General features: G+C 35.0%; 25 protein-coding genes and 1 other annotated feature. Of the genes, 21 read left to right on the top strand and 4 right to left on the bottom strand.

Annotated elements, in window-relative coordinates:
- Positions 1 to 72 precede the first annotated feature (72 nt).
- The gene (locus tag KUV80_RS09890) at positions 73 to 1,326 is read right to left on the bottom strand and encodes an MFS transporter (protein ID WP_222463131.1); all 1,254 of its coding nucleotides are present in this window, start codon (positions 1,324 to 1,326) and stop codon (positions 73 to 75) included.
- Positions 1,327 to 1,392: 66 nt separating this feature from the next.
- Positions 1,393 to 1,648, bottom strand: a binding site (T-box leader).
- A gap of 493 nt (positions 1,649 to 2,141) precedes the next feature.
- On the opposite strand from KUV80_RS09890, the gene KUV80_RS09885 reads away from it, so the two are divergent.
- The 4 genes from KUV80_RS09885 (at position 2,142) to KUV80_RS09870 (ending at position 6,230) form a co-directional block, all read left to right on the top strand.
- Positions 2,142 to 2,486 carry a hypothetical protein gene (locus KUV80_RS09885; RefSeq protein ID WP_222462550.1) on the top strand — a complete coding sequence of 115 codons (345 nt, stop codon included), beginning with the start codon at positions 2,142 to 2,144 and terminating at the stop codon, positions 2,484 to 2,486.
- Positions 2,487 to 2,612: 126 nt separating this feature from the next.
- Positions 2,613 to 2,816 (top strand): histidine phosphatase family protein, encoded by a 204-nt coding sequence (locus KUV80_RS09880; protein WP_222462549.1) that lies wholly within the window; start codon positions 2,613 to 2,615, stop codon positions 2,814 to 2,816.
- Between the two features lie 75 nt (positions 2,817 to 2,891).
- The gene (locus tag KUV80_RS09875; protein ID WP_222462548.1) at positions 2,892 to 3,503 is read left to right on the top strand and encodes a hypothetical protein; all 612 of its coding nucleotides are present in this window, start codon (positions 2,892 to 2,894) and stop codon (positions 3,501 to 3,503) included.
- Positions 3,504 to 3,812: 309 nt separating this feature from the next.
- A complete protein-coding gene (locus KUV80_RS09870; protein WP_246625149.1) occupies positions 3,813 to 6,230 on the top strand; it encodes a S8 family serine peptidase in 2,418 nt (805 codons plus the stop codon).
- 154 nt (positions 6,231 to 6,384) lie between these two features.
- Here KUV80_RS09870 and KUV80_RS09865 read toward each other — a convergent pair whose 3' ends face one another.
- Positions 6,385 to 7,386 carry a nuclease-related domain-containing protein gene (locus KUV80_RS09865; protein ID WP_222462547.1) on the bottom strand — a complete coding sequence of 334 codons (1,002 nt, stop codon included), beginning with the start codon at positions 7,384 to 7,386 and terminating at the stop codon, positions 6,385 to 6,387.
- 414 nt (positions 7,387 to 7,800) lie between these two features.
- Between KUV80_RS09865 and KUV80_RS09860 the strand changes: the two genes are divergently transcribed.
- From KUV80_RS09860 to KUV80_RS09840, 5 genes are all read left to right on the top strand, one after another.
- Complete coding sequence (locus KUV80_RS09860; RefSeq protein WP_222462546.1) at positions 7,801 to 10,248, top strand: S8 family serine peptidase; 2,448 nt, start codon at positions 7,801 to 7,803, stop codon at positions 10,246 to 10,248.
- Positions 10,249 to 10,521: 273 nt separating this feature from the next.
- Positions 10,522 to 11,082 carry a GNAT family N-acetyltransferase gene (locus KUV80_RS09855; protein ID WP_222462545.1) on the top strand — a complete coding sequence of 187 codons (561 nt, stop codon included), beginning with the start codon at positions 10,522 to 10,524 and terminating at the stop codon, positions 11,080 to 11,082.
- A gap of 721 nt (positions 11,083 to 11,803) precedes the next feature.
- Entirely contained in the window at positions 11,804 to 12,415 is a 612-nt protein-coding gene (locus tag KUV80_RS09850) for a hypothetical protein (RefSeq protein WP_222462544.1), read from the top strand.
- Positions 12,416 to 12,709: 294 nt separating this feature from the next.
- Entirely contained in the window at positions 12,710 to 13,177 is a 468-nt protein-coding gene (locus tag KUV80_RS09845) for a hypothetical protein (RefSeq protein ID WP_222462543.1), read from the top strand.
- A gap of 175 nt (positions 13,178 to 13,352) precedes the next feature.
- Positions 13,353 to 14,690, top strand: a complete 1,338-nt coding sequence (locus tag KUV80_RS09840; RefSeq protein ID WP_222462542.1) for an FAD-binding oxidoreductase — start codon at positions 13,353 to 13,355, stop codon at positions 14,688 to 14,690.
- A 132-nt stretch (positions 14,691 to 14,822) separates the two neighbouring features.
- On the opposite strand, the gene KUV80_RS09835 is transcribed toward KUV80_RS09840, so the two are convergent.
- Complete coding sequence (locus tag KUV80_RS09835) at positions 14,823 to 14,996, bottom strand: hypothetical protein (RefSeq protein ID WP_222462541.1); 174 nt, start codon at positions 14,994 to 14,996, stop codon at positions 14,823 to 14,825.
- Positions 14,997 to 15,758: 762 nt separating this feature from the next.
- Between KUV80_RS09835 and KUV80_RS09830 the strand changes: the two genes are divergently transcribed.
- The 6 genes from KUV80_RS09830 (at position 15,759) to KUV80_RS09805 (ending at position 20,582) form a co-directional block, all read left to right on the top strand.
- Entirely contained in the window at positions 15,759 to 15,902 is a 144-nt protein-coding gene (locus tag KUV80_RS09830; protein WP_222462540.1) for a hypothetical protein, read from the top strand.
- Between the two features lie 317 nt (positions 15,903 to 16,219).
- On the top strand, positions 16,220 to 16,735 hold the full coding sequence (locus KUV80_RS09825) for a DUF2199 domain-containing protein (protein WP_222462539.1): 516 nt from the start codon (positions 16,220 to 16,222) through the stop codon (positions 16,733 to 16,735).
- A gap of 101 nt (positions 16,736 to 16,836) precedes the next feature.
- The gene (locus KUV80_RS09820) at positions 16,837 to 17,397 is read left to right on the top strand and encodes a class I SAM-dependent methyltransferase (RefSeq protein WP_222462538.1); all 561 of its coding nucleotides are present in this window, start codon (positions 16,837 to 16,839) and stop codon (positions 17,395 to 17,397) included.
- A 149-nt stretch (positions 17,398 to 17,546) separates the two neighbouring features.
- Positions 17,547 to 18,110 carry an NUDIX hydrolase gene (locus KUV80_RS09815; protein ID WP_222462537.1) on the top strand — a complete coding sequence of 188 codons (564 nt, stop codon included), beginning with the start codon at positions 17,547 to 17,549 and terminating at the stop codon, positions 18,108 to 18,110.
- 95 nt (positions 18,111 to 18,205) lie between these two features.
- Positions 18,206 to 18,631: a hypothetical protein gene (locus tag KUV80_RS09810; RefSeq protein WP_222462536.1), complete on the top strand. Its 426-nt coding sequence runs from the start codon at positions 18,206 to 18,208 to the stop codon at positions 18,629 to 18,631.
- Positions 18,632 to 18,896: 265 nt separating this feature from the next.
- Positions 18,897 to 20,582 (top strand): methyl-accepting chemotaxis protein, encoded by a 1,686-nt coding sequence (locus KUV80_RS09805; protein ID WP_222462535.1) that lies wholly within the window; start codon positions 18,897 to 18,899, stop codon positions 20,580 to 20,582.
- Positions 20,583 to 20,884: 302 nt separating this feature from the next.
- Here KUV80_RS09805 and KUV80_RS09800 read toward each other — a convergent pair whose 3' ends face one another.
- Positions 20,885 to 21,160, bottom strand: coding sequence for a hypothetical protein (locus tag KUV80_RS09800; protein ID WP_222462534.1), 276 nt, complete (start codon positions 21,158 to 21,160; stop codon positions 20,885 to 20,887).
- A gap of 563 nt (positions 21,161 to 21,723) precedes the next feature.
- Here KUV80_RS09800 and KUV80_RS09795 point away from each other — a divergent pair.
- From KUV80_RS09795 to KUV80_RS09770, 6 genes are all read left to right on the top strand, one after another.
- On the top strand, positions 21,724 to 22,569 hold the full coding sequence (locus KUV80_RS09795) for a hypothetical protein (protein WP_222462533.1): 846 nt from the start codon (positions 21,724 to 21,726) through the stop codon (positions 22,567 to 22,569).
- A gap of 36 nt (positions 22,570 to 22,605) precedes the next feature.
- Positions 22,606 to 23,451 carry a hypothetical protein gene (locus KUV80_RS09790; protein WP_222462532.1) on the top strand — a complete coding sequence of 282 codons (846 nt, stop codon included), beginning with the start codon at positions 22,606 to 22,608 and terminating at the stop codon, positions 23,449 to 23,451.
- Between the two features lie 37 nt (positions 23,452 to 23,488).
- Positions 23,489 to 24,334, top strand: a complete 846-nt coding sequence (locus tag KUV80_RS09785; RefSeq protein WP_222462531.1) for a hypothetical protein — start codon at positions 23,489 to 23,491, stop codon at positions 24,332 to 24,334.
- A 38-nt stretch (positions 24,335 to 24,372) separates the two neighbouring features.
- Positions 24,373 to 24,687: a hypothetical protein gene (locus KUV80_RS09780; RefSeq protein ID WP_222462530.1), complete on the top strand. Its 315-nt coding sequence runs from the start codon at positions 24,373 to 24,375 to the stop codon at positions 24,685 to 24,687.
- 5 nt (positions 24,688 to 24,692) lie between these two features.
- Positions 24,693 to 25,145 carry a hypothetical protein gene (locus KUV80_RS09775; protein WP_222462529.1) on the top strand — a complete coding sequence of 151 codons (453 nt, stop codon included), beginning with the start codon at positions 24,693 to 24,695 and terminating at the stop codon, positions 25,143 to 25,145.
- Positions 25,146 to 25,226: 81 nt separating this feature from the next.
- Positions 25,227 to 26,072 carry a hypothetical protein gene (locus KUV80_RS09770; RefSeq protein ID WP_222462528.1) on the top strand — a complete coding sequence of 282 codons (846 nt, stop codon included), beginning with the start codon at positions 25,227 to 25,229 and terminating at the stop codon, positions 26,070 to 26,072.
- Positions 26,073 to 26,098 lie beyond the last annotated feature (26 nt).

Here is a 26,098-nt window from a genome sequence, read left to right as displayed (position 1 = left end):
CTGAAAAATTGGGTTTCTATTGCAACCATCCTTACATTAACTCCACATTTCTTAACGCTATTTTATACATTTCTAATCAGTGACAGAAGTTTGTAACTGATGTTTCTCGGAATAATACTCTGCTTTAGTGGGCTGCGTATTAAAGATAAATAATATAATCGTTACTGCAAACATTACTAAAGTTCCTAATATGACAGCAAACCGAATAGATATCGATTCAGCTATGATACCAAAAATTATAGTCCCAATAATAATGAAAAAAGCTTCGATGAAACCATAAACACTACCAACCCGCCCCATTACCTCAACAGGAACATTATCTTGATAAAATGTGTCAAATCCTGTGTTAATAAAAGCCATCGAAAAAGAGAGAATGAAAAAACCAGTTGCTGCTATTAAAAAATTTACCGAAAAAGCATAAATTATATAACCGCTTGAAACCGTTAAGGATCCAAGACCAATCAGCCAAGAGGTAGCTACTTTTTTAACAATTATTATGTTTACTATGGCGCCTACAACTATTCCAACACCAGCAATACTTACCAGGAATCCATAATCTCTCTCTGATAAAAAAAGCACTTCTGTAGAAAATGCTGCTTCCAGAGAATCTACAGCAGTTGCCAAAACCATCACTGCACTGAATAGTAAATAAATGACCATAATATACATGTGTTTACGACTAAAATTAACAACTAATTTCCAATCATTTTTTAATACTTTCAAGGTTATTTTTTCTTCTTTTGTTTCAATAAAATCATTTTTTTCAATATTGGGCATAAACAATGTGATTAGTGCTGATAAAAACAGGGCTATTGCATTCATATAGATCGCAAAATTAGGACTACCAATCATAAACATCATTCCTGCAATTGCAGGTCCAGTAACAAATGCCCCAGAATCAATTAGGCTTCGGAGAGAATTAAATCGTTTTCTTTGATCAGCAGGAATTAACTTCGTAATGTAAGTCATTGATGTAGGCTCATACATGGAACTAGCTATACTTATAAAAAAGACAATAGCGTATATGGCCCAAAGAGAGGATAGTAAAGGCAGTAAGGCAATAAACACTGCTTGGAATATAGTAAGCCACACCATAAGATGCTTTTTATTCAATCGATCAATTAAACTACCTGACCAAATGGTAGTAAATAAAGTAGATAAAGCTCTAAGTATATATAGACCTGAGACAGCAAGTACTCCCATCATATCAAGAACGATTAAATTTAGTGCTATAAAATACACCCATTCCCCTATACTCGAAATACCAATGCTTGACAATATAACGGAAGGGTATTTCCACGACCTTATCAACTTTTTTATACGCATTTTCATCTCCACTCCTTTGTGAATCTAAACTTGGACAATAAAAAAACTCACCCCCAAGACCTTTGTCTTGAGGACGAGTTGTTGCGCGCCGTGGTGCCACCCCAGTTTAATAATATGTCACCATATTACCCTTATTAGGTACGGTAGGAAGACCATACATATACCCTAGCTCTATAACAGGAGCTCCTGTCACACTATCACCTACATGGATCCAATGTGCTGCTCTGAGGCTTGCTTCTAATCATTAACTCTTACTCCTTTTCACCAACTGGAGCTCTCTTTGAAGAATTGCCGATTGTACTCTTCTCTTCATAGCATGTAATTAATTGTGGATAATCTTACCAAATATTTAAGTGGAAAGTAAAGAAGTTTTTTTAATACTTCGCACCTATAATAATATTATTTAATACCTTTTGAGCAATCAAAAAATCCCCATGCAACTAAGCCAGGTACTGTACCAAAAAAATCTATACTGATTAATCCAGAAAAATAAATCAATTTTGTTCAGCAATACGGTGCGATAATCCAAGGAGGATTATCGCCGTTTTTCTTGAACTTATTGGACAATCAAGTAGGTTAGTTGAACAAGGAATTGAGTCAACGTTATGAACAAAGATTGTTTTCTTGATAAAAAATATGGTATTAACAATTAATCCTTTATGGTGTTGCTTCATCAGGTACAGTATATTGATACTAAAAACCTTTATTTAATAATCGTGTACGATTGATACATAGTGTTGCTGCCGTAGGATAAGCAGGTTAATGAGATTAAATATGGTAGAAAAGACAGCAGAAAAATAAGTTGGAGGTGTTCTATGAATTGGAAATGGAACGATACAACAATTAATTTGCCATATACTTACGATAACTTGAAAGAACTGTTAAATAACATTTGTAACAAAGAAAACCAGTTTACTCAATACGAGTTTGCCAAATGGTGTGATAACCTTACGATGGCTTTCGATGATGATGATATTGATTTGACTGAGAGGGATGAAATAGCATTCAGTGTTGCACGAGATATTGAATGTCAATGGGATTTATATTTAATTAACACATTTCCATATAAAAAGTTGCGAAATTTGGACTTATCTCAAGTTTCCTTGCCCGATGAATGGTTTCTTAAATGGTCTGAGGAATTAAATAGTGAAACCAAGTAAGTTATTGCATGTTCAACTAAGAGGCCAGAGTTGAAGATTGAGATGCAGGATCTTCAACTTTTTTCTATATGCTAAAGAATAGTAGCAGGTTAGTTGAAGAACTAGAACTTAAGAAAAGGGTGGAGAATGTCTACCATAAGATTAATTCGGCACGGAATAATCGAATGGAATTCCCTAGGTAAGGCTCAAGGAGTAAGTGATATTCCTTTAAATGAGCTGGGCAGAAAACAAGTCTCAGAAATTGGAGATATCAATGGGGAAAATAAATCATTTAAGCTAACAGCAAACAAAGTGGACATTTATAAAAATGATATAAGAACAAATTTGTAATATTTTCTGCTTCAACTAACGTGTGCATTTCTTCAGGATTGTTGAAGAAGGGGGATTTTATTTAAGGGAGAGAAAATGTTGAAATTCATTAAAATGCACGCATTGTGTATAATGGCGGTAATTTTATTTACAGGTTGCCAATCAAATTCAAATACTCAGTTAGATGTGAAGATGAAAAGCGATGATGAACTAAGAGAGATTGCGAATACTTACACGTATGAAGATTATAAAATGGTTTTTGAAGAAGTAGTATCTGAAGCAAATGAACTTGAGGAAGATGGAAAATTAAATAAATGGATTATAAGGATTTTGGCCAAAGAAAAATTAACCTATATAACAGATTTAACGGATGAACAAGTTATACAGCTTGCTGAACAGGCGATGGAAGAAGATAGGGTTTGGAAATCAATCGCTAAAGACGAATACGAAGTTTCTGTTACTCAAAAAGAAGTAGAGAATTACATTAAGGAAGGTCCAGATACAAGTAACTTGCACCAGCATCAAGCATTTGCAGATGCAATGGGGTTATCTCTGGAAGAACTTAACCACCATTTTGACAGAGATATCTATGAGAAGAATGTCATTTGGTTAAAGCTGAAACCTAAACTAGAAAAGAAATACGATACTACGAATGATAATGAACAAGTTGAAAAGTACGGTGAGGAAGTTGAAAGTCAACTTAAATAGGATTATTCCACTATCGGGCGTTGATCCAAAAAGGATTAACGCCTTTTTTATGAACCCTTTCATTAAGAGGTTGAACAGAGAATTGGTAGAGTCTTAAATTACAAACATGTTCTTTTTCTATATAGAAAATGTGTCCCTATTCTGCAAAAAAATATTAGAGATTTTATTTACATCAAAAATTAGAACTAGGATAACTACTACTTTTGCAACTAAAAATATGCCGTTCTTATGATAGATAAAAAAAGTGATTGGTGATAGGTTAATAGATGAAATAATCTGAAATTTATGAAAAAAGGGAGGGCTTGAATTTTGAAACGAATTAAACGATTGAATGTAATGGTTTTAGCTATTGTCTTAATGGTAAGTCTGTTTTTACCTTCAATTGAAGCTAACGCAAATGGAAATCAGACATATGCAACAATTGATAAACATCTATTGGAAGAAATGAAGCAGAACACTGGATTAGTGAATGTCATAGTCACTTTCAACGGTGAAAGTGCGCCGACAAAAGAAAACATAAATGTATTAAAATCACTAGGAATTGATACTGGGGTTACGATGCAATCATTACCTATTGCGGGAGTGTTAGCAACTTCAGATCAAATTGCATCTCTTTCAAAAAATAAAGATGTACGCTCTCTTTATTTAAATCGCAAAGTAGATTTTTATAACGCAAAAGGGACCGAGTTAACGGGCGTTGATAAAGTCCGAACAGATGAAGCCATGAGAAAAGCGAACGGCGGCTTACCAGTATCGGGAGATGGTATTGGAGTTGTTATTAATGATAGCGGTGTTGATGGTACACACCCTGACCTAAAGTTAGGGGAAAACTTAGTACAAAACGTGTTAGGTACAACCAATATGCCGATGTCTACTGGATTAGCCCCTGTCGTTTACCAAGAGAATGTCCCGAATACGGATACGAATTCCGGTCATGGAACACACGTAGCAGGGACAGTCGGCGGTACTGGGAAAATGTCCTCTGGACTATATGAAGGAGTTGCACCTGGTGCTGACTTAATTGGGTATGGTTCTGGGGGAGTTGTACTTATCCTTGATTTGATCGGCGGATTTGATTATGCGATAACGAACCAAAGTCTCTATGATATTCGAGTGATTACAAACTCTTGGGGCACGAATGATGATTTCTTTCCTGATGATCCTGTAAACGTAGCGACTAAACGTTGCTTTGATCGGGGAATCGTGGTTTTGTTTGCTGCAGGGAATTCAGGACCGGATGAAGATACACATAACCCTTATGCAAAGGCTCCATGGGTTATTTCTGTCTCAGCCGGACAAAAGGATGGGAAATTAGCAGGATTCTCTTCACGTGGGACAAGAGGCGTCAGTCAAACATTTGAAGTAGATGGTGAAACATGGACATGGACGGACGAACCAACGATAACAGCACCTGGAGTTGATATTATATCAACCCGAGTAATCGCCCCGCTTGGTGCTTTATCCATAACAAAAGATATTAAATTAAATCCTGCCCATGTTCCTTATTATGCTCATATGAGTGGAACGTCGATGGCAACACCACATGCAGCAGGAATAGTTGCTTTACTTTTAGATGCGAATCCACTTTTGTCGCCTAATGAAGTAAAAGAAATTTTACAAAAAACAGCAACAAATATACCAGGTCGCGAAGCTTATGAGGTTGGTGCAGGGTATATAAATGCATACGCAGTTGTTGATCTCGCGCTGAATCATAACAAATTATATGGAACAACTGTAAATAAGAATAAAACATTTCATGCATCGAGCTCTATGGATGTTATGCGAGAAAATTACGAAATGGAATACAGCCCAGCTTCTGCTAATGAAAAAATCTTTCAAGTAAAAGAAAACCAAGCTCAGCTTGTAGCGAAAATGTACGCAGACGGAGATACGTATACGGAAGAAGGAGGAAATCCATTAATATTCACCATCACTGATCCAAACGGTGTTGAATATGAATCTGGATTTAACCCCACGTATAGTATAGATCTTGTAAATACGATTACGGTTGATCAGCCTGCATCAGGCGAATGGAAACTGAAAGTCAGTGCTTATACTGGGGCTGCAGTTCCTGAAAAAGTTGTTGGTACAATCACGCAAAAAACGGCTAACACGCTATCGGGATTACAGGATATTGAAGGACATCCTGCAGCAGATGGGATTAAGTTAGGTATTAACGAGCGTTTATTTGACGCAAAACTAGATGGGAAATTTTATGCAGATGAATTCTTGTCCAGAAATGACTTAGCTGCCTATTTAGTGATGGGTGGGGGAATCCGTCAAGTTGAACAGACAACTGACAATGCATCCATTGAAGCAGTGCTGACAAAAGGTGCAGCATTGAAAGGAAACTATCAAAATAAAGGTGTCATGCAGTCAGATGAAAGTGGGGCGTTCAATGGTTCAGGGAAGGTGTCCCGTGCTGAACTCGCTTATTCACTCGTACAAAGCTTAGGTTTACAAGAGCAAGCTCAAAGCTTTAATGGAGAAGTAACCGTTGCTTATAAAGGAGATAGATTACCAATTAGTGATGCAAACGAAATACCTGGTGAGTTAAAGGGCTATGTACAACTGGCACTTGATCTGGGAATCTTGAATGCACATTTTACATCCACCCAAGGACCATATGACTTAGAGCCAACCATACATGCTGCACTTCACCCAACAAAAAACGTTACTCGCGGAGAATTTGCAGTTGCCATGACGCGTTTCTTTAATAACTATTAATACAATTAAAAAAAACACCATTCTTTCTGTCGTGATAGGAAGTATGGTGTTTTTTGTACTTTAAGAAAGTATAACTTGTTAACTGATTGATAAACGACGCAGTCAACAAGGCTAGGAATAAAGTATAAGTGCAACTAAAGCTGACGGATAAAGCCTAGGCATCAGTTAAGTTTTCTTTATGGAATTTTAAAAGCGGCAATAAGTGGTAGGATCGCGATTTTCTGGACCCTTCATAAGGTAGATTGAGGGTTTTGAGCAAGTGGGTCGTTATGCTCCGGGAAGGCAAGTTTAAGAAATCTTTGCATTGCTGGTTCGTAATGGTTGGCGAGATTAGCAGTGCGTAATCGATGAGTGCTTCAACATGAGTCGTTTTCGATGTATGCCCACAATTTGAGCATCGCCAATTTGCACGTATATATTGCATAATGAAAGACCGGTCACATTTCTGACAATACACACCTTTCATTAGCTCACTTTTATTAATTTGGAAGAGCTCGCAAACATCCGGATCATAGGCGTCATGTAATTTAAACAACTGTTTAATATACTTACTGATTTCCTTCTTCGTTAGTAACGGTTCTTGGTACTTTTGCTGATATTCGGCGAACTTGTTGGGAAGCTGAGAGCTCTTGATCACTCTTTGAAACGCTTCTTTATAGGAAGGGGAAAACCCAACATGGGTCGAGGAATTTGAAATCACAATAAGTCTCTCTATCGGAACAGCTGGTAACTTGTATTCCTCTATAATTTTCTCCAAGTGATAGCTCTGCCGTTTTACCTGTTCAATAGGGTCTTCATAAGCCTCAACTTTTCCATTAACCGACCGAATCATTTGTTTTATTTTATCATCGAAATAAAGGTGTCCTGCATGATTTTTGATCTCAAGTATAAGGAAGAAGTGTGGTGTAACGATAAGAAGATCCATCTGAAAGTAGTAATCATCGTGCATGATCCTTAACCCAGGGAGATAGCTCAGCCCCTCCTTAGGCAAATAACGGTAAAAGAATTTTAATGACTGCTCACCGTTAAAACCTGATTTAAATCTCCGGTGTCTTTCTGTGATTTGAGGCTGTTTCTGATGAGTTTTGGGAACTCTCTTCATTATTGACTCCAATTTCTTAATAATGATGGGTGGTTTTAACTCGATTTTATTCAAGTGCATTTCACCTTTCATTTTTACTGGCGGTTGCACCCAGTTTGGCGCATTCGTCCGTTGGTGGCAAAAGTTGAAATGCCCGATAATGACCTACGAAAGCTGTAATTTCACGAATTTCATCAATAATTTCACGAGAAATCACCATATATTCACGAATTTTTTGCTTAATTTCACGAGAATATCAATATATTCGCGAGGCGACACTCGCCGACATTCCCCGACACATCCAATACCCACGCCGTCCAGCACCGTACACTAAAAGGGCAATCCCCAAATGTACCGAGCGGGACAAAAAAGGGGGTATGTACTACTTCTGTGACAACAATATAGTACGAATGCATAATTGAAGCCGATACTCTCTTCATGGATAATAAAGTCAAGTTATCAGAATTTTACAATTAGGGGGTATTTAGATTGAAGAGGACCTTTTTAGCATTTACACTTGCTTTTTTAACTTTTTTTGCAGCCATACCGTTTTCGTCAGCAAGTGCAGAGACACAAACTGCAAAAATTGATTCAAAGCTTTTATCTTTATTTTCAGATTCGACTGCTAGTTTAGAAGTGATTGTTACCTATAAAGGGGAAGGTGCTCCTACCGAGTCTCAAATCAATCTCCTTAAAAACGTAGATATTACAAAAGGGATGACATTTGAGAGCTTACCTATGGCCGGAGTAGTGGCAACATTCGATCAAGTCAAAGCTCTAGCAAATCATCCAGAAGTTTATTCCATCTATCACAACCAAACGGTTAAATACGATAACAACGCATCAACTGCGCTAACTGGGGTTGATAAGCTACGAACGGATGATAACATGCGCAAATTGAATGGCGGCCTTCCTGTAAGCGGGAAAGGCATTGGCGTTGTTGTTAACGATAGTGGTGTCGATGGTACACACGAGGATCATAAATACGGTGAGAATCTCGTGCAAAACGTAATGGCAAGTACCAACCTTCATGCTCTAGATGCTTTATTGCCTATTACCTACCAAGAAAATATTCCTAATACGGACAGCACCGGCGGACACGGGACGCATGTTGCTGGGATTGTTGGCGGTACAGGTGAAAAATCATCAGGAAAACATGAAGGCGTCGCACCAGGAGCTAATCTAATTGGGTACGGCTCAGGTGCAGCAATAGCGATTTTAGATACGATTGGCGGTTTTGATTATGCGTTAACCCATCAAATTCAATATAATATCCGTGTGATTACAAACTCTTGGGGAACAACAAGCGATGCCGGGACAGAGTTTGATCCATTTAATCCTATTAACGTGGCAACAAAAAAACTTTACGATCGTGGAATAGTAACCGTATTCTCAGCTGGAAATTCAGGGCCTGGTGAATCTACTATTTCAGGAAACTATAAAAAAGCTCCATGGGTAATTACCGTCGCAGCAGGTACTAAACAAGGAAAGTTAGCTGACTTTTCATCTCGTGGTGTATCTAATAAAGGTGGAACGGTTGCAATGGATGGTAAAACCTTTACGTGGGAAGACCGTCCAACCATTACAGCGCCTGGTGAAGGAATAATCTCTACGAGAGTCATTGCACCTGTCTCCAGCTTGGGAGCAACGGATGATGTAGAAAACATTGAACCTGCTTATCTCCCTTTTTATACAACAATGAGCGGTACATCAATGGCTGCTCCTCACATTGCGGGTGTAGTAGCGCTATTATTGGAAGCAAATCCGTCCCTTTCTCCTAGCGAAGTGAAACAAATTATTCAGCAAACCGCGACGAACATGCCTGGACATGAATCATGGGAGGTTGGAGCAGGTTATGTAAATGCCTATGCAGCAGTGGATAAAGCATTCACGAATAGAGCATATGGATCAACTTTAAATCTTAATAAAACCTTTAACGCAAATGTTGAGCTTGATGTGACTAGAGAGTCAGTAGAAATTCCGTATAGTTCAGTTAACCCAAGCAAAAAAACATTTACCGTTGAAGAAGGAATTACCGAATTAACGGCCAGAATTAATGCGAAAGGTCTTTTGGAAGAAACAGGTAACACAATAAATCTAGTGTTAACTTCACCAGATGGAACACGCTACACTTCAGGTATTTCCCTTTTGTTCACTCTGTACACCAACCGTACCGTACAAGTCATTGCACCAAAGCCTGGAACATGGACACTTACAGTCGAGGGCTTGCAACGTGCTCTTGCATTAGAAGAAACGGTGAAAGGGGATTTAACTTTCAAAAAAGCAGGTGGGTTTACAGGACTTAATGATATTAGCGGACATCCTGCTGAAGGGGCCATTAAGATCGGAGTCAGTGAAAGATTGTTGGATAGTGATGGAAACGGCAATTTCCGTCCGGATGATAAATTAACCCGTTTAGACCTTGCTAAATATTTAGTGATGGGCGTGGGTGTACGTCAATCCCTTCCATCTGCTTCAAGCTTTAACGATGTAATAGAAACGGACTCTGCTTTTGTAGAAGCGGTTACCGCGAAAGGTGCAGCCCTTCGTGATGTAAACCATCAGAACAAAGGCATCATTTTACCGACTGCCGATGGGAAATTCTCACCAAGCCTGGGAGTAAATCGAGCAGAACTTGCTTATACGTTAATCCAAAGTCTTGGCTTGCAAAAAGAAGCAGAAGCAAAAAACAACGAACCATTGACTGTTCAATACGGTTCAGAACGTATCGCCATCGAGGATGCAGCTAATATTCCTTCCAACCTGCGTGGCTATGTTCAACTGGCTTTGGACCTAAACATCCTGAATGCCTATTATTCTGTAGAACAAGGTCCTTATGACTTAGAACCAACAGTTACTGCTACTTTTAAACCGAATCATGGAGTTACAAGAGGTGATTACGCGGTAGCGATCACACGATATCATGCAGCCTATTAGAAGATAACTTATTAAAGTAATGTCATTTTGGTCATCCATTTACAAATGGGTGACCATATTTAATGGAATAAAATGATACAAAATAAGTATTTCTCTGCTCAACATTTGGGTGCATTTCTGTAAAAGGAATGCACCCTTCTTTATGAAAACAAGAGAAGGAACTTTCCATTAGAACTCGAATCTTAAAAAGGGCTGTTACATGGGCTTGAGGACAAGAATTTATTCAATAGAATTGCAGTAAAGTAAATCAGATTAAATATTTTTTGAAAGGGTGTGTGTAGCATTTTATCAACTAATGTATTTTATTTTAAATCTAAGAATGGAAAAACAGTAACTATTAGAGAAGCTATAGAGCAGGATGCAGAAAGAATGCTAAATTCGGCTTCAGAAGCTTTAACAAATGCCCCATATATGCTAAGTACAGTTGAGGATATAAAAAAGATGAGTGTTGTTGCTATGCAAAAAACGTTAAAAGCTTATCATGAAAATCCAAATTATGTACAGTTTATTGCTGAAGTTGATGGCAAGTTAGTTGGTAAAATAGATTTTAAGAACGGAAACAATGAAAAGATTAGTCATCAAGGGGCTTTTGCAATGACCATCCTACCTGAATATCGAAATTATGGTATTGGAAGAGCTCTTTTAGAAACGTTAATCAATTGGGCTAAAAATAACAGTAAGATAGAAAAAGTTTGCCTTGAGGTAATGGAAGATAATTTAGGTGCTATCCAGTTATATAAAAATCTAGGTTTTTTTGAAGAGGGTAGAAAAGCAAAAGGTGTAAAACTGGAAGGCGGCTATCAAGATTTAATATTAATGGCATTATTCGTTTGAATTTGAACAGTAAAAAAAACAGCTAATGGAAGCTTATGTGTTATTTCAGAAAAGGGGTGCGATAATCCAAGAAGGATTATCGCTTTTTTATTGAACTTATTGAACAAACTTAGCAGGATTGTGGAATATCAATATTTGTTAATAAAGATTGTTTTGAATTATATGGTAAAATATAGATAATCAATGTGACTAAGGGGTGTGGATTCATGTTCGTAGTCATCCTATTACTGATTGTAGGAGTAGTTGGCTCTATCTGTTTATTAAATTTCATTCGTTCCATTCGACTCGGAGATAAATACTTATTTAATCGAAGCCAGTTATATAACGATAACACCAACTTCGTAATTTGCCCAAAGTGTAGTCATAAGTCCGTTCGGGCAAAAAATGGGGGGCAGATGTGTTCAAAATGCCATATTGCGTTTTAATTTGTAGTTCTTTATATATTTTCAGCAATCGGATGCGTTTCCATAACAAGGAATGCATCTTTTTGAATGGAATTATTTATTAAGTTACTTTTAATTTTTTTATTTTTGCAAAAAGAACCACTTGTAATGAAATCTGAAAACGGATGTATATAGAATATGAAAGTCACTAATCATTCAAAGATAGCCAACAAATATGAGGAAAATCCAATATAGATTAGATGAAGTACATTTGTAATCAGAAGCAGGGGAAGAAATTGGATCGCCGTTTATATCAAAGGACATAAGGAGATTAATTTATGCCTATCATCAAAGATATTCAGCTATACGTCCCAAAGAGTAAATATCTCAACTGGACGTTCTTTCATGTCACGAGAAATATTACGTTTTTCTATAGTAGTCTTTTGCCCAAATTACATACAAAAGAAGATAAAGGAATTCAAATTTATTGTATAGACCGTCATGAACAGACAAAGCAAATCGATCCGTTTGCACATATTAACTTTAATTATTTTCCTGTTTATGTGGAGACTGATGTTGAAGCGATTTTGGCTTTGACTTCTAATAGGGAAAAGAAGGAGGGCACGCTCGAAATCGTTCATGAAGGGATGAAGAAAGCTGCACAAGAATTCAACTGGGATTTATCTGTTTTAGAAGAAATTTATAACACAATAAAACAAGCAGAATATGAAACTATTTATTCGCTGCTAAAGAAGAGTAGCCCCAACAAGAAGTATGTTTGTAATATCATGTGTCATCATGAGATAAGTAGTATCGATGTATACTTGGAGATAAAAAAGAGAAACGGCGCAATTGTTAATAAAGAAAAGCTCTTCACTGTGGAAAACACGGATGAACAAGATCTTTTCAGTGAATATGGATTCTTAAATGGAAATTTAATCATAAAGTAGAGTTCTCGGATAAAGATTACAAAAAGGTTTACCGTTTAACATTCTTTGAAAAGGACAAACCTGAAGACTTAGTATGGAAGCTAGAGACCAACTAACTATTTAAATTCTACAGTTGGTGTATTTAGCGGGATTATCTCAACTTACAAACGGATTTATATAGTTTTTTAAAGAAAGATTTTAGTTTTGGATTAAAGCTGATGGCTAATAATCTTCTGAGGAAAAGCGTGAAACTCTAAGAGTGTTTTCTTCGTCTAATTTGAATATTTGAGAAAAGACGATTGGAGGTTATAATCAATGAGGAAATTTACCCTGCTTTTATTTTTAACATTATTGTCTGCTATTCTTTTTGGTTGCCAATCTGAAGATAACACTACTATAGATGCTGGAACAACAAAAACGGAATTACAATCACAAGATAATGATTTGAAAGTAGAAACTAAAATTGCAAAGATTAGTATCTCGAAGTCAAAAGGAGTCAACTCAACTGTTTTTGAAGAAAGCGAAACTCTTGAAACATTTAAAAGCATATTTTTAAGTGCTGTAAGAGAAGAAGGTATAGTGAACATGGCTAATCCTGAGTTTTATTTGGATGTCACCTACACGAATGATCCTAAGCAAAGTTTTCATTTATGGACTGGTGAAAAAGGACAAAAAAGCACCCTGATGAAAACAGATGATACAAATACAATCTATACTGTCTCAGAAGAAATGACGTATAAGTTAATTAATGGGCTAAGCGAACTTTTGAAAAAGGAAACTTAAGTCATTAAAGGGTGCATTTCTGTAATAAGAAATGTGCTCTTTTTTGTGAGTACATTCTTAATGGAACAATACCTTTAGAACTGATAAGGTTCTTGTTTTACAAAGTTTTTCTGAACAGTATTAACTCTTCATTCATACAGTAAATCATCTACAAAAGTTTTGGGGAGTTGAATACATGGGATCAACACAGCTAACAGGTAGAGTTATCTTTAAAGGAGACCCCGGTTATAATGAAGCTATTAAGAACTGGAACCCGTATGTGAATACCTATCCTCTTGTCTTCGTATTTGCACAAAATGCATGTGATGTAAGTAATGCTATTAAATGGGCACGTGAGAACTGCGTACCGCTAAGGGTAAGAAGTGGCCGTCATGCTCTCGATAAGAACCTTTCTGTTGTTAAGGGTGGACTCGTTATTGATACAAGTGACATGAAAAACGTTCACTTAGACAGGAGGAAGGGAATTGCTACTGTTCAACCAGGAATACGTGTTGGGCCGTTAGTAAAAGGATTAGCTCGTGAAGGTTTTATGGCTGTGTTTGGAGATAGTCCAACTGTTGGAATAGGAGGCATTACAACTGGCGGTGGATTTGGTGTACTCTCACGGTCAATCGGTCTAATATCTGATAATCTCCTTGGATTAGAGACGGTAGACGCAAAAGGAAGAATTCTCAAAGCCAATTCATCTTGTAATGAGGACTTATTTTGGGCTTCTAGAGGCGGAGGAGGCGGTACGTTTGGATATAATACAGAATACACATTTAAGGTTCATCGTGCCCCTCAAACCGCAACTGTCTTTGATATTGTCTGGCCATGGGAACAGTTAGAAACGGTATTTAAAGCATGGCAAGATTTGATGCCGTTTGTAGACGAACGTTTAGGGTGCTACCTTGAAATTTTCAGCAAAGTAAATGGACTATGTCATGCAACTGGACTTTTCTTAGGTTCTAAATCTGAACTGACACAAATATTAGAACCGTTATTAAGTGCTGGGACACCATCAAAAGTAGTGATAGAAACAATGTTCTATCCAGATTGCATCGATTTCCTTGATCCTCCTGAACCACCTTTTGCAGACGAGAATTTTAAATTTTCTTCGTCTTGGGCAGACCATCTTTGGCGTGAAGAACCTATTGCCATTATGAGACAATTTTTAGAAGAAACAACAGGAACAAAATCCAATTTCTTTTTTATAAATTGGGGCGGTGCCATTAGCAGAGTACCGAAAAACAAAACAGCCTTCTATTGGCGAAGTCCATTGTTTTACACGGAATGGAATGCTACCTGGGTAAATAAATCAGAAGAAGCGAGCAGTCTTGCATCAGTCGAAAGAGTGCGCCAGCTATTAAAACCTTATACAAAAGGTTCATATGTTAACGTTCCAGATGAGAATATTGATAATTTTGGAGCAGCCTATTGGGCAACAAACTTTGAAAGACTTCGAAGAGTAAAAGCAAAATATGATCCCGAAAATGTATTTAACCATCCACAGAGTGTTCCACCATCATGTTAAATTTTTCGTTGTAATACAAAAATAAACCTATGTTTGAATGGACCCCACTTGTTAGAAACATAACAATTGGGGTGCTGTTTTTTTATGAAATGTTACTTTCTTATTAGGTAACTGATTCTGGCAGTTTTGAAGTCATTCTGTTACTTTTTGTTTAACAGTTATCACCAGCGTATCACATAACTTTTCGTCGATATCTACAAGCAACGCCCATTTCCCTGATAAGGGTAAAGAAACGCTAGATGGCATGGTGGCCTCTGCACCGTTCAATGCACCTCCTGCAAATTCCTTTGTATACCCAATTATCAACAATGTTCCTTTCAAAAAGAAGAGATAATTCTTGTTAACTAAAGGGTGCGATAAACTCCCGAAACAAATATTATGGCGTCCCAATTTTTAACGGATACGCTTTTTTATGTGTAAATTAAATAATCAAAATAATACCAATAAAAAGGATAATAAAAAATGAAACAGAATACTCATAGTGTAATATTACACTGTGAGGTGATGAAATTTTGAATGGAATAAATGTTTTTTTGTGGGGATGTTTAATTTTGGCGACTCTGTTGGGTATGTTCAGTCAGGGGATTTCTTATTTTCTTAGTGAGAATAGTTTCAAAATGTCACCAGTTTACTATTTAACAGTTCTAACTCTAATCAGCATTTTTTTATACTTATCCACTTCTGTACTATTGTATATCTATTACAAAAAAAGAAAGATTGAAGAAGTTATATTCAATATTCAAATCGTTATTACTCTTACACTTGGAATGCTAACTTCGGGTTGGTCTTTATTTGTATTGGCTATGTGGTGGGGGTAATGATTCTGTCAAAAGAAGAAATGGAAGCAGACAAAGATCTAACATATGAAACGAATCCCTTTACTGTTTCTAAGGTAGCAACGAAAAGTAATAGGTTAAGTTATTAAGGAATAGGCGCATTTCTTCAAGAAGGAGAAGTGCTCTTTTTTATTGAAATAAAGGAAGTCGAAAGGAAATCGGATGAAAGGTGAAAAATGAGTTCAATCAATCTAGTTTTTAATAGGAAGCAAGTAATTTTAGGAGTGATATTATGGAAATAACAGTAGTTTTGGCTGGTTTTGTACTTTTTTTTATCATAATTCAATATGCAGTTAGTAGTGGGATAGATCATTCAAAAGAAGTTAAGGCGTTAAGGGCTGAAATTAATGAAATAAAAAACAAGTTAAATATATAGGTTAATATTATATCAATTATGCCAATGAACTTGTCATTGCTTTAGGAGGTAATCCACACAATCCTGACTCCAGAATTTATCGCTTTGGTTGGTTTAATCAATATACAAATGGTATATATTTCGATCCTTACACCTTTTTATTCACTCAAATATTGGTGGCTTTTATTAGTGTTTTATATAGTACAATGTTTGTTTTTTAAAAAAAAACATCACTAATAGATGATGATATTGTTTAATAATGAGTAAAAGCAATATTGGCCAATGTAAGTAACTATAGTTAAATTTTTTGTGCAGTTTTTTAGCTAGGAGGAAACAAGATGACAGATGCTATAAAAGGATACTTATGCAGTTGCTGCGGAAAATACCATAACGAACTCCATTTTAACTATGCAAGCCCTGCACCTATTTATTATGAAGAAGCTACAAGAAGAGAACGGAAAAAACGTTTCGAAATAAACGATGATCTATGTGTAATGGATGGGGAACACTTCTTTATACGAGGTTGTATGGAGATACCTGTCATAGGCTCAAATGAACCATTTGTTTGGGGTGTTTGGGTTTCACTTAGTGAAGAGAATTTTGAACTTACTTTAGAGCATTGGGAGGATCCTGATAGAGAAAAATTAGATACTATGTTTGGATGGTTATCTACAGATCTTCCTTTGTATCCTGATACTTTAAATTTAAAAACCTATGTACATACCCGTTCCACAGATTTAAGTCCGTTTATTGAGCTTGAACCTACAGATCACCCACTTTCAAAAGAACAAAGACAAGGTATTACTCTTGATCGTGTTAAAGAAATTGCTCAGTTTTTTTGTAATTTAAAATAGAGACTTAACACTTTCCTAAGCTTGTAGTTTTAATCAACCAGGTGCAACAGGTAATCGAAATGAAGGGTTTGACTTAAGAATTAAATATGAGGTGAAACAAAATGGCAATTAAGCAAAAAGAAACAAAGCTGGTAATTGGAGCAGGGGAATATAATAATAATCCAGGTTGGATACATACACAGGAACATGAGATTAACCTGCTTAAGCTAGACACATGGATTGATAGGTTCGAATTTAATTCCATTTCAGCAATTTTGGCTGAACACATTTGGGAGCATCTTACATATGAAGAAGGGTTAGAAGCGGCAAAGATTTGTAGAAAATTTCTAAAACCATCTGGTTATGTACGTTGTGCTGTTCCTGATGCATTTTTTCAGGATGAGACATATCAAAATGTGGTTAAAATTGGAGGCCCCGGACCTAAGGACCACCCAGCAGCTAGTCATAAAATAGTCCATAATTATAAAACGATAACGAGTATGTTTGAAAGTGCTGGATTTGAGGTTAACTTACTTGAATACTGTGATGAAGAGGGAAATTTCCATTCCAATGAATGGGATGGAGCAGATGGCGTTATTTTTCGTTCCAAAAAATATGACCCGCGAAATCAAGGGGATAAGCTTTGTTTTCCTTCATTAATTATAGATGCCATAAAGAGATAGCTAGTAACCGATTGGGTGCATTTCTGTAATAAGAAATGCGCTCTTTTTTATGAAATGAGCCAGATGATCTAGGAACTGTTTGGTTTAGAAAGGGAAATTAACCATTCTGTTGAATTGTTATTTTAGCTAGAGGTAAAAGGAGAATAACTATGAAAAAATGGAAAATCATTCGTTCGGAATATTTATATAAAACGCCATTCGGAAATCTAAGAAAAGATTGTTGCAAGCTTCCTAGTGGTGGGATATTAGACACTTATTATGTGAACGAATATACAGACTGGGTTAATGCGGTAGTAATTACGAAAGAAAATCAAATCGTACTTGTTGAACAGTATCGGCATCCCGGTCAAGATATTTATTTAGAAATTCCAGCAGGTAAAATTGAAGTAAATGAGTCCTACGAAGAAGGTATTCTGAGAGAAGTTAGGGAAGAAACGGGCTTTACATCCAAGACAAAACCCATCCTACTAGGGGAGTTTATGGTAAATCCAGCGACTCAAGATAATAAGGTTGTTAGCTACTTAATACTTGATGCGTATCAAGTCTTCGACCAAGAATTAGATGTGGGTGAAGACGTAATGGTAAAATTAATCAATTTTGATCAAATAGAAGGTATGATCAAACAACAAAAGATTACACAGTTATTTACCGTAAGTGCTTACTATATGGTAAAAGATTATTTACACAATAAAATAAGTAAAAGCTATTTATGATTTCGAAAGAATTATTGATTGTGAGTGAAGAATTTAGACGATTTCTTCTACGATTGGATGCATTTGTGAAACACTGAGTTTTCAAAGAGAAAAAAATGCTTGCTGGAGTAGAGGTGTTTAGAATGGAAAATATAATTCGAACTGCACTAGGACAATTCTTATTTCTTGAAGAGGAAAAAGGTTTTGCTACTCCAATTATTAAAAAAGATATTTGGATTACAAGACTTACTTATTTAAAACGTGACATAGGAATTGAAATAGAATTAGATTTAAGAGATTTTGATATTTTAGTACTACTAGTGAAGGTTAACAATGGAAAATTAATTAAAGGTTATTATGTATCTAATGAGGGTGAAAAGATACGTATACATATAGAAGAGATTGTTGGTACAAACATAAAAAATCAAGTAAAAATTAAAACGAAAAATGATTTTCAGAAACAACTATCCTATCAAGCAAACTTATTATACGAGAACTTTCACGATATTGAATCTAAGGGAAAAAGGATATTTATGGATTAGTATAAACAATTCAGAAAGCGTACTATCAACTTTTATTGTGCAACTTTTGCTTAAAATACCTCATGAAGAAAAATGAGACTTCTTATTTTATTTTACTCATAAAAATCAATACTCCGTCTTACTAAACAAATGGGTGAAAAAAATAAGATAGCTTTCTCTTTACTCAAAACTATTATTTGGTAAATATTACATTTTAACTTTTTCATATAAGGTGGCGATATATACATTAATACAGGTTTTAAAATAAAATAAGAGGATGAGTTTTATGAAAATTAAGTGGAAGTTTTCAATCATCATAAGTTTATTGGTTTTATCTATAAGTGCAGTTGGGATATATGCGATGCTCGTCCTTTCAACGCTAACAAATCAAAATTCTATCCTCAAAGATAAAATGGAAATGCAGAAATTAATTAAACATATTCAGTATCGTTTTGCCGGTTTATCCAATGACGAGCGAGCTTTACTTATTACTGGAGATATGGATTATGCTGAAGGAATGAAAGAGAAGGCCGAAGATATACAACAGTCCTTCCAATTAATTTATGCTTTAAATCCTTCAAATAAAGAGAAGACACAAATTAACGCAATTGAAGAAAGTTTTTCATCTTTCTGGAAAATTAATCAAGACGTAATCTCTCTTAACAGTAAAGGCTCTGAAGAAGCAAAAGCTCTTCATTTCGGGGAAGAACGTAAATTAAGGAAAGAGGTACTTGATCCAGCTGTTTCTTCTATGGTGGATTCGTTAGATAAAGATGTTAACTCTTTAAAAAATGACATTACTCAAAAGGCCAAGTTCAGTCAAATAGCGATAATAGCAGTTACTGTTTGTTCATCGGTAATAGGTATAATCCTAGGAATTCTTATGTTATTTTCTATTCTTAAGCCTCTTCGTTTAATAAATGCTCAGATGAAAGATATTGCAGATGGAGATGCTGATTTAACAAAAACGATTAAAGTAAATAATAAAGATGAATTTGGTGAACTCGCTACTTCATTCAATAAATTTATTGGTTCATTAAGAGAAATTCTCACTAGAATAGGTGCTTCTTCTGAACAAGTTGCAGCTTCATCACAAGAATTTACGGCGAGCGCACAAGAGTCAAAAGCGACTTCAGAACAAATCTCGAATTCAATGCAACATATTGCTTCAAGTGCAAGCCAACAATCGACGATGACATCAACTAGCCTTCAGTCTGTTAAAGACTCTTTAGTATCACTATTGAATATTACCGAAAATTCTTCCAGAGTTGCTGAAATATCAACTTCAATGAAGAATAAAGCTGAATATGGAGAGCAATCTGTTAAACAAGTGGTTGAGCAAATGTCTTCTATTCATCATTCAGTAGAAGTTGCTGATCGGGGATTTATTAATTTATTAAATGAGACGATGAAAATTAGTGACATTACTACACTAATTAATGAAATATCAGATCAAACCAATTTATTGGCTCTAAATGCTGCAATAGAGGCCGCTAGAGCAGGGGAACATGGTAAAGGCTTTGCTGTTGTCGCACAAGAAGTAAGAATTCTTGCGGAGAAATCTAGTCATTCCGCTAATGAGATTAATACGTTAGTACAAAAGATTCAATTGGATACAAAAGAAACGGCAAATACGATTCAAACTGTCAAAATGGATGTAGATTCCGGAATACAGCTATCCAAAGCTTCAGCCACAGAGTTTTTAAATATGGCACTTTTAATTGATGATGTTCACTCTCGGATCCGTGAGATCGCTTCTACATCTCAACAGGTGAATACTGGTTTTGAAATCATTCAAGGGGCCATTACTGAGATTGCTGTTGGAACAGAACACACATCAGATAGCACAACAGAAATTGCTGCATCCACAGAACAACAACTCGCATCAATGGAGGAAATACAAAATGCTTCAACGTCATTATCAAATTTAGCAGAAGAACTTCAAGCTTTAATATCAAGATTCAAGGTTTAAATATGTTCTCATAAAATAACTCTGAGAATTAAACTTTCGATTTATAACAAGAATTAATTATTGGACGCTTATCTGTAATAAGGTAAGTGTCTTTTTTTTAGAAGAAAAGAGTTTTGTAAAAGCACGAAAACAAATTAAAAAATTTCTTTTTAAAATAAGCTTCATTTTGTAATTAGATTTTTTATATCTAATATATACACCTCTGTTTCTTTTATTTAAAATAGCTTTGTTCCACGACCAAAAGAATAATTATAGTTTAAAATACTTCCTTCAAGTTTTATTGTTTTAAAAGTAACTTTCTTCTAATCCAGCAGAGAATATAAATATACTTCAGGTTTTGCATCGTAATCCTGGCTAAATAAAACATCGTTCCCACGGATAGCAAAAGCTTCACTTCCTTCAATTGGAATATCCTCATAGAGTTCAAATTTATTTTCACCAATTATTTTTACAAATGGGAAGTCACTGTAATAATAAATGTTTGTACTATCAGGTGTAACGTTCATGGCATAGCAATCATCGATTGGAGGAATGTGTTGATTGTTTCTCCATATTGAGTAATAAAAGTCAAATGTCATATCTCCATCTTTATAAAAGTTCAATCTACCTAGAACGTTATGTTCAGATGAAATACGAGCCTATTATTAAGATTTATGTCATGATAATATGGAACTTTTTTCTAGTTGTACCGTTTAAACGAAGGGGAGTAAATTATCAGTCAAGTAAAGGGTGCATTACTTTAAAAAGACAAAGTATTCTTATTATTAAGGTTAGGTTAATAGAAGTCGAGTCTTATGGACATTGACATTGACTTGGTAAAAAAGGTGTGAGGTACAAGATGAACAGAATAAGACGATGAAATAGTGTATGGTTAATTCTCAATTTATGAACTACATATAAAGGTTTTTTAAATAAAGAAGTAATTAAATATCCAATAGTTTTCTGGAGTTTATTGAAAAGAATTACTAGTATTCTATTTGGCTTTTAAAATATGCGCTGCCAAGAAGTATTAAATGACAACTAAAAAAAACTAAATACTTAACACATCATCAGAACGACATTTCAAAGAAATGGTTGAATTTTTGAAAGGGAGAGCGTGAAAAAAAGTTTTGAGTAACTATTATTTTAAGGAGAAATGAATATGACAATGGCACCAATCATGACACCTGCAACTGGTGTTTATTTAGAAGCAGCAAAACCATTTAAAGGGTTATTGGGCTCTGTGTATATGAGCAACGATCTGATTTTTGATAATAAGACTTACAAATTTGTAGGGATTTTTCATTCTTTACTAGGTAAAAGTTTAAAGAAATTCCTTGTAGTAAATGAGCACGGAGAAGTAGTGAAGGATAAGGATTTAAGCTGGAAGTGTTTGCGAGTTTATGAGTTTTTTGTGGTGGTGCACTCTTCTGAAGGACTACTGACTCACTTGAGTGAACCTGAAATGGATTATTTAAAAGGATTGGCACCACATATTGACGGTCTTTTTGAGGCTGTAAGAGAAAAGGTAAATGAACGGGTACAAGCTGAATTTAAAAAGTTTAAAGTCTTTTTCACCCATATCGTAGAGACCGATTTAATTATGCATGAATATGCAAAAAAAATACTTCCTCAATACAAAAGTTACACGATCGGAAAACCATTTAATTATTTCGATGATTTTTCAGTTTTTCATAAAGAGTATATTGATTTTTTTGAACAAAACTGTCAAAGATCCATTTGGCTCTTGGAATATGCATTGCCGAGAAGTGTGGTTAACACTATATTTACAAGAAATGAAAACCTTAAATTTTTGAATGCACAGCAGATGGAGGCGGCAAAAAATTTAGTTGATTTTCTACGGGGATGTGATAAAGCCGAAGAAGACTTAGTTTATACAGTGCCTTCATTTAAAAACTTTGAGCAAGCCATTCTTTATCTCACAGAAATTTCTGGAGACTTCTCCATCGTTAATACTGACAAATCATTTAATAAATGGGCTGTCTAGTAAATCTTCAATAAAAGATTCTTAAGGAGAATAAACATGACAATGGCACCAATCATGACACCTGCAACTGGTGTTTATTTAGAAGCAGCAAAACCATTTAAAGGATTATTGGGCTCTGTGTATATGAGCAACGATATACTTTTTGACGGAAAGATTTATAAATTGGTAGGAATTTTTCCTGCTTTTCTAGGTAAAAGCTTAAAAAAATTCCTAGTTGTAAATGAGCACGGAGAAGTAGTGAAGGATAAGGATTTAAGCTGGAAGTGTTTACGAGTTTACGAGTTTTTTGTGGTGGTGCACTCTTCTGAAGGACTACTGACTCACTTGAGTGAACCTGATATGGATTATTTAAAGGGATTGGCACCACATATTGATGGTCTTTTTGAAGCTGTAAGAGAAAAGGTAAATGATCAGATACAAGCTGAGTCTGAAAAGTTTAAAGTTTTTTTCTCCCATATGGTTGAAACCGATTTAATTATGCATGAGTACGCCAAAAAATTACTTCCTCAATACAAAAATTACATAGATGGACAACCATTCGATTATTCAAATAATTTTTCCGTTTTTCATAATAAGTATATCCAATTTTTTGAACTAAACTGTCAAAGATCCATTTGGCTCTTAGAATATGCATTGCCGAGAACTGTGGTAAACACAACATTCACAAGAAGTAAATACCTTAAAGTTTTAAATGAACAGCAGAGGGAGACGGCAAAATATTTAGTAGATTTTTTAAGGGGTTGTAGACAGGCAACATTAAATTTAGCTTATACAGTCCCATCATTTAAAAATTTTGAACATACTATTCACTATTTAAAAGAAATTTCTGGAGACTTTTCCATCGTTAATACAGACAAATCATTTAAAAAATGGGCCGTCTAGTAAATCTTTCAATAAAAGATTCTTAAGGAGAATAAACATGACAATGGCACCAATCATGACACCTGCAACTGGTGTTTATTTTGAAGCAGCAAAACCATTTAAAGGATTATTGGGCTCTGTGTATATGAGCAACGATATGATTTTTGACGGAAAGATTTATAAATTGGTAGGAATCTTTCCTTATTTACTAGGTAAAAGCTTAAAAAAATTCCTAGTTGTAAATGAGTACGGAGAAGTAGTGAAGGATAAGGATTTAAGTTGGAAGTGTTTGCGAGTTTACGAGTTTTTTGTGGTGGTGCACTCTTATCAAGGTTTATTGAATCACTTGAGTGAACCTGATATGGATTATTTAAAGGGATTGGCACCACATATCGATGGTCTTTTTGAAGCTGTAAGTGAAAAGGTAAATGAACGGGTACAAGCTGAGTTTGAAATGTTTAAAGTTTTTTTCTCTCATATGGTAAAAACCGATTTAATTATGCATGAGTACGCAAAACAAATACTCCCTCAATACAAAAGTTACATAAATGGACAATCATTTGATTATTTAGATAATTTCTCAGTTTTTCATAAAGAGTTCATACAATTTTTTAAACTGAACTGTCAAAGATCCATTTGGCTCTTAGAATATACATTGCCTAGATGTGTGGTTATTTCGGAATTTTCGACAAAACAAAATCTTAAACTCTTAAATATACAACAAAGTGAAGCAGCAAAAAATTTAGTAAATTTTATAAGAGGATGTGATGAAGCCGAAAAAGACTTATTTTATACCATTCCGTCATTTAAAAACTTTGAGCAAGCCATTCATTATCTTCAAGAAATTTCTGGAGATTTCTCCATCGTTAACACAGACAAGTCATTTAATAAATGGGCCGTCTAGTCAAGTCTTATAATAAAAGATTCTTAAGGAGAATAAACATGGCGATTGCACCAATCATGACACCTGCAACTGGTGTTTATTTAGAAGCAGCAAAACCATTAAAAGGGTTATTAGGTTCTGTTTACATGAGCAACGACCTAATTTTTGATGAAAATATATATAAGTTTGTTGGTATTTTTTCTTCAGTAATTGGTAAAAACCTAAAGCGCTTTCTGATTGTGAATGAACAGGGTGAAGTAGTGAAAGATAAGGATTTAAGTTGGAAGTGTTTGCAAGTTTACGAGTTTTTTGTTGTGGTCAAATCCTCTGAAGGATTATTAAAGGCACTAGGTGAACCGGAGATGCTTTATTAAAAGAAATGGAGCCTCATATTAATGGGATATTTGATGTTTTAAAAGAACATGTAAATGATTTAGTAAAGGAGGATATGGATAGTTTCAAAAGATTTTTTATGAATAATGCCGATTCTAATATTACCATGTATGACTACGCAAAAGAAATTAGGGCATTATACCAAAGTAATTGTGAAGGTAAACCAATTAATTATCAAACGGATTTTATTGGTTTTAAAAATGTATTTAGAAAGTTTTTTGAATTGAATTGCCAAAGATCTATATGGCTTCTGGAATATGCATTATCACGTCGAGTAGTAAAGAGAATGTTGCTTTCAAAAGATAAAACTTCACATTTAAACCAAACTCAGAAAGAGGTAGTAAATAAAGTAGTGCAGTTTTTATATGGATGCGACATAGCTGAAAAGAACTTGGCTTATACTGTTCCCTCCTTTTTGAACAAGCCATTATTTATTTAAAAGGAATATCAGGGGATTTTTCCATTACCAATACAGACAAATCATTTAAAAAATGGGCCGTCTAGTTAAGGAGAAATGAACATGGCAATGGCACCAATTATGACACCTGCAACTGGTGTTTATTTAGAAGCAGCAAAACCATTTAAAGGATTAATGGGCTCTGTGTATATGAGCAACGATATAATTTTTGATAATAAGACTTACAAATTTGTAGGAATTTTTCCCACGATTCTTGGTAAAAACCTAAAACGCTTTCTCGTTATGAGTGAACAGGGTGAAGTAGTAAAAGATAAAGATATGAGCTGGAAGTGTTTGCGAGTTTATGAGTTTTTTGTGGTGGTTTATTCATCTGAAAAATTAATGATCCATTTAAGTCAGCCAGATATGGATTATTTAAAGGAGCTAGAACCACATATAGATGACCTTTTTGAGACTTTAAGAGGAAAGGTAAACAATTTTGTACTAGCTGAGTTTGAAAAGTTTAAGGTCTTCTTTTCTTATATGATAAAAACCGATTTAATTATGCATAATCATACAAAAAAAATACTTCCTCAATACAAACTTTACTTAAACGGAAAACCTTTTGATTATTTAAATGATTTTTCGGATTTTCATAAAGAGTATATTCAATTTTTTGAACTGAACTGTCAGAGATCCATATGGCTTTTAGAATATGCATTGCCGAGAAGTGTGGTTAGTTTTGAATTAACCACAAAAGAAAATCTTAAGGTCTTAAATTCACAACAAATAGAAGTAGCGAAAAATTTAGTGGATTTTTTAAGAGGCTGTGATCAAGCAGAAAAAGACTTAGCCTATAAAATTCCATCATATAAAAATTTTGAGCATTCTATTCGTTATCTAAAAGGAATATCTGGAGACTTTTCCATCGTTAATACAGACAAATCATTTAAAAAATGGGCTGTCTAGTAAATCTTTCAATAAAAGATTCTTAA

Origin of the sequence: Fictibacillus nanhaiensis (genome assembly GCF_019801215.1) — a bacterium.
In the GTDB taxonomy this organism is placed as follows: domain Bacteria; phylum Bacillota; class Bacilli; order Bacillales; family Fictibacillaceae; genus Fictibacillus; species Fictibacillus nanhaiensis_C.
This window is presented reverse-complemented; position numbering and strand designations above follow the sequence as displayed.

Bases quoted from the DNA above. Each gene is read 5' to 3' on its own strand.
- KUV80_RS09880 (WP_222462549.1), top strand. From the start codon at position 2,613: ATGTCTACCATAAGATTAATTCGGCACGGAATAATCGAATGGAATTCC.
- KUV80_RS09810 (WP_222462536.1), top strand. From the start codon at position 18,206: ATGCTTGCTGGAGTAGAGGTGTTTAGAATGGAAAATATAATTCGAACT.
- KUV80_RS09840 (WP_222462542.1), top strand. From the start codon at position 13,353: ATGGGATCAACACAGCTAACAGGTAGAGTTATCTTTAAAGGAGACCCC.
- KUV80_RS09875 (WP_222462548.1), top strand. From the start codon at position 2,892: ATGTTGAAATTCATTAAAATGCACGCATTGTGTATAATGGCGGTAATT.
- KUV80_RS09805 (WP_222462535.1), top strand. From the start codon at position 18,897: ATGAAAATTAAGTGGAAGTTTTCAATCATCATAAGTTTATTGGTTTTA.
- KUV80_RS09885 (WP_222462550.1), top strand. From the start codon at position 2,142: ATGAATTGGAAATGGAACGATACAACAATTAATTTGCCATATACTTAC.
- KUV80_RS09770 (WP_222462528.1), top strand. From the start codon at position 25,227: ATGGCAATGGCACCAATTATGACACCTGCAACTGGTGTTTATTTAGAA.
- KUV80_RS09785 (WP_222462531.1), top strand. From the start codon at position 23,489: ATGACAATGGCACCAATCATGACACCTGCAACTGGTGTTTATTTTGAA.
- KUV80_RS09775 (WP_222462529.1), top strand. From the start codon at position 24,693: ATGGAGCCTCATATTAATGGGATATTTGATGTTTTAAAAGAACATGTA.
- KUV80_RS09850 (WP_222462544.1), top strand. From the start codon at position 11,804: ATGCCTATCATCAAAGATATTCAGCTATACGTCCCAAAGAGTAAATAT.
- KUV80_RS09780 (WP_222462530.1), top strand. From the start codon at position 24,373: ATGGCGATTGCACCAATCATGACACCTGCAACTGGTGTTTATTTAGAA.
- KUV80_RS09815 (WP_222462537.1), top strand. From the start codon at position 17,547: ATGAAAAAATGGAAAATCATTCGTTCGGAATATTTATATAAAACGCCA.
- KUV80_RS09790 (WP_222462532.1), top strand. From the start codon at position 22,606: ATGACAATGGCACCAATCATGACACCTGCAACTGGTGTTTATTTAGAA.
- KUV80_RS09825 (WP_222462539.1), top strand. From the start codon at position 16,220: ATGACAGATGCTATAAAAGGATACTTATGCAGTTGCTGCGGAAAATAC.
- KUV80_RS09820 (WP_222462538.1), top strand. From the start codon at position 16,837: ATGGCAATTAAGCAAAAAGAAACAAAGCTGGTAATTGGAGCAGGGGAA.
- KUV80_RS09795 (WP_222462533.1), top strand. From the start codon at position 21,724: ATGACAATGGCACCAATCATGACACCTGCAACTGGTGTTTATTTAGAA.
- KUV80_RS09890 (WP_222463131.1), bottom strand. From the start codon at position 1,326: ATGCGTATAAAAAAGTTGATAAGGTCGTGGAAATACCCTTCCGTTATA.
- KUV80_RS09800 (WP_222462534.1), bottom strand. From the start codon at position 21,160: ATGACATTTGACTTTTATTACTCAATATGGAGAAACAATCAACACATT.
- KUV80_RS09830 (WP_222462540.1), top strand. From the start codon at position 15,759: ATGGAAATAACAGTAGTTTTGGCTGGTTTTGTACTTTTTTTTATCATA.
- KUV80_RS09845 (WP_222462543.1), top strand. From the start codon at position 12,710: ATGAGGAAATTTACCCTGCTTTTATTTTTAACATTATTGTCTGCTATT.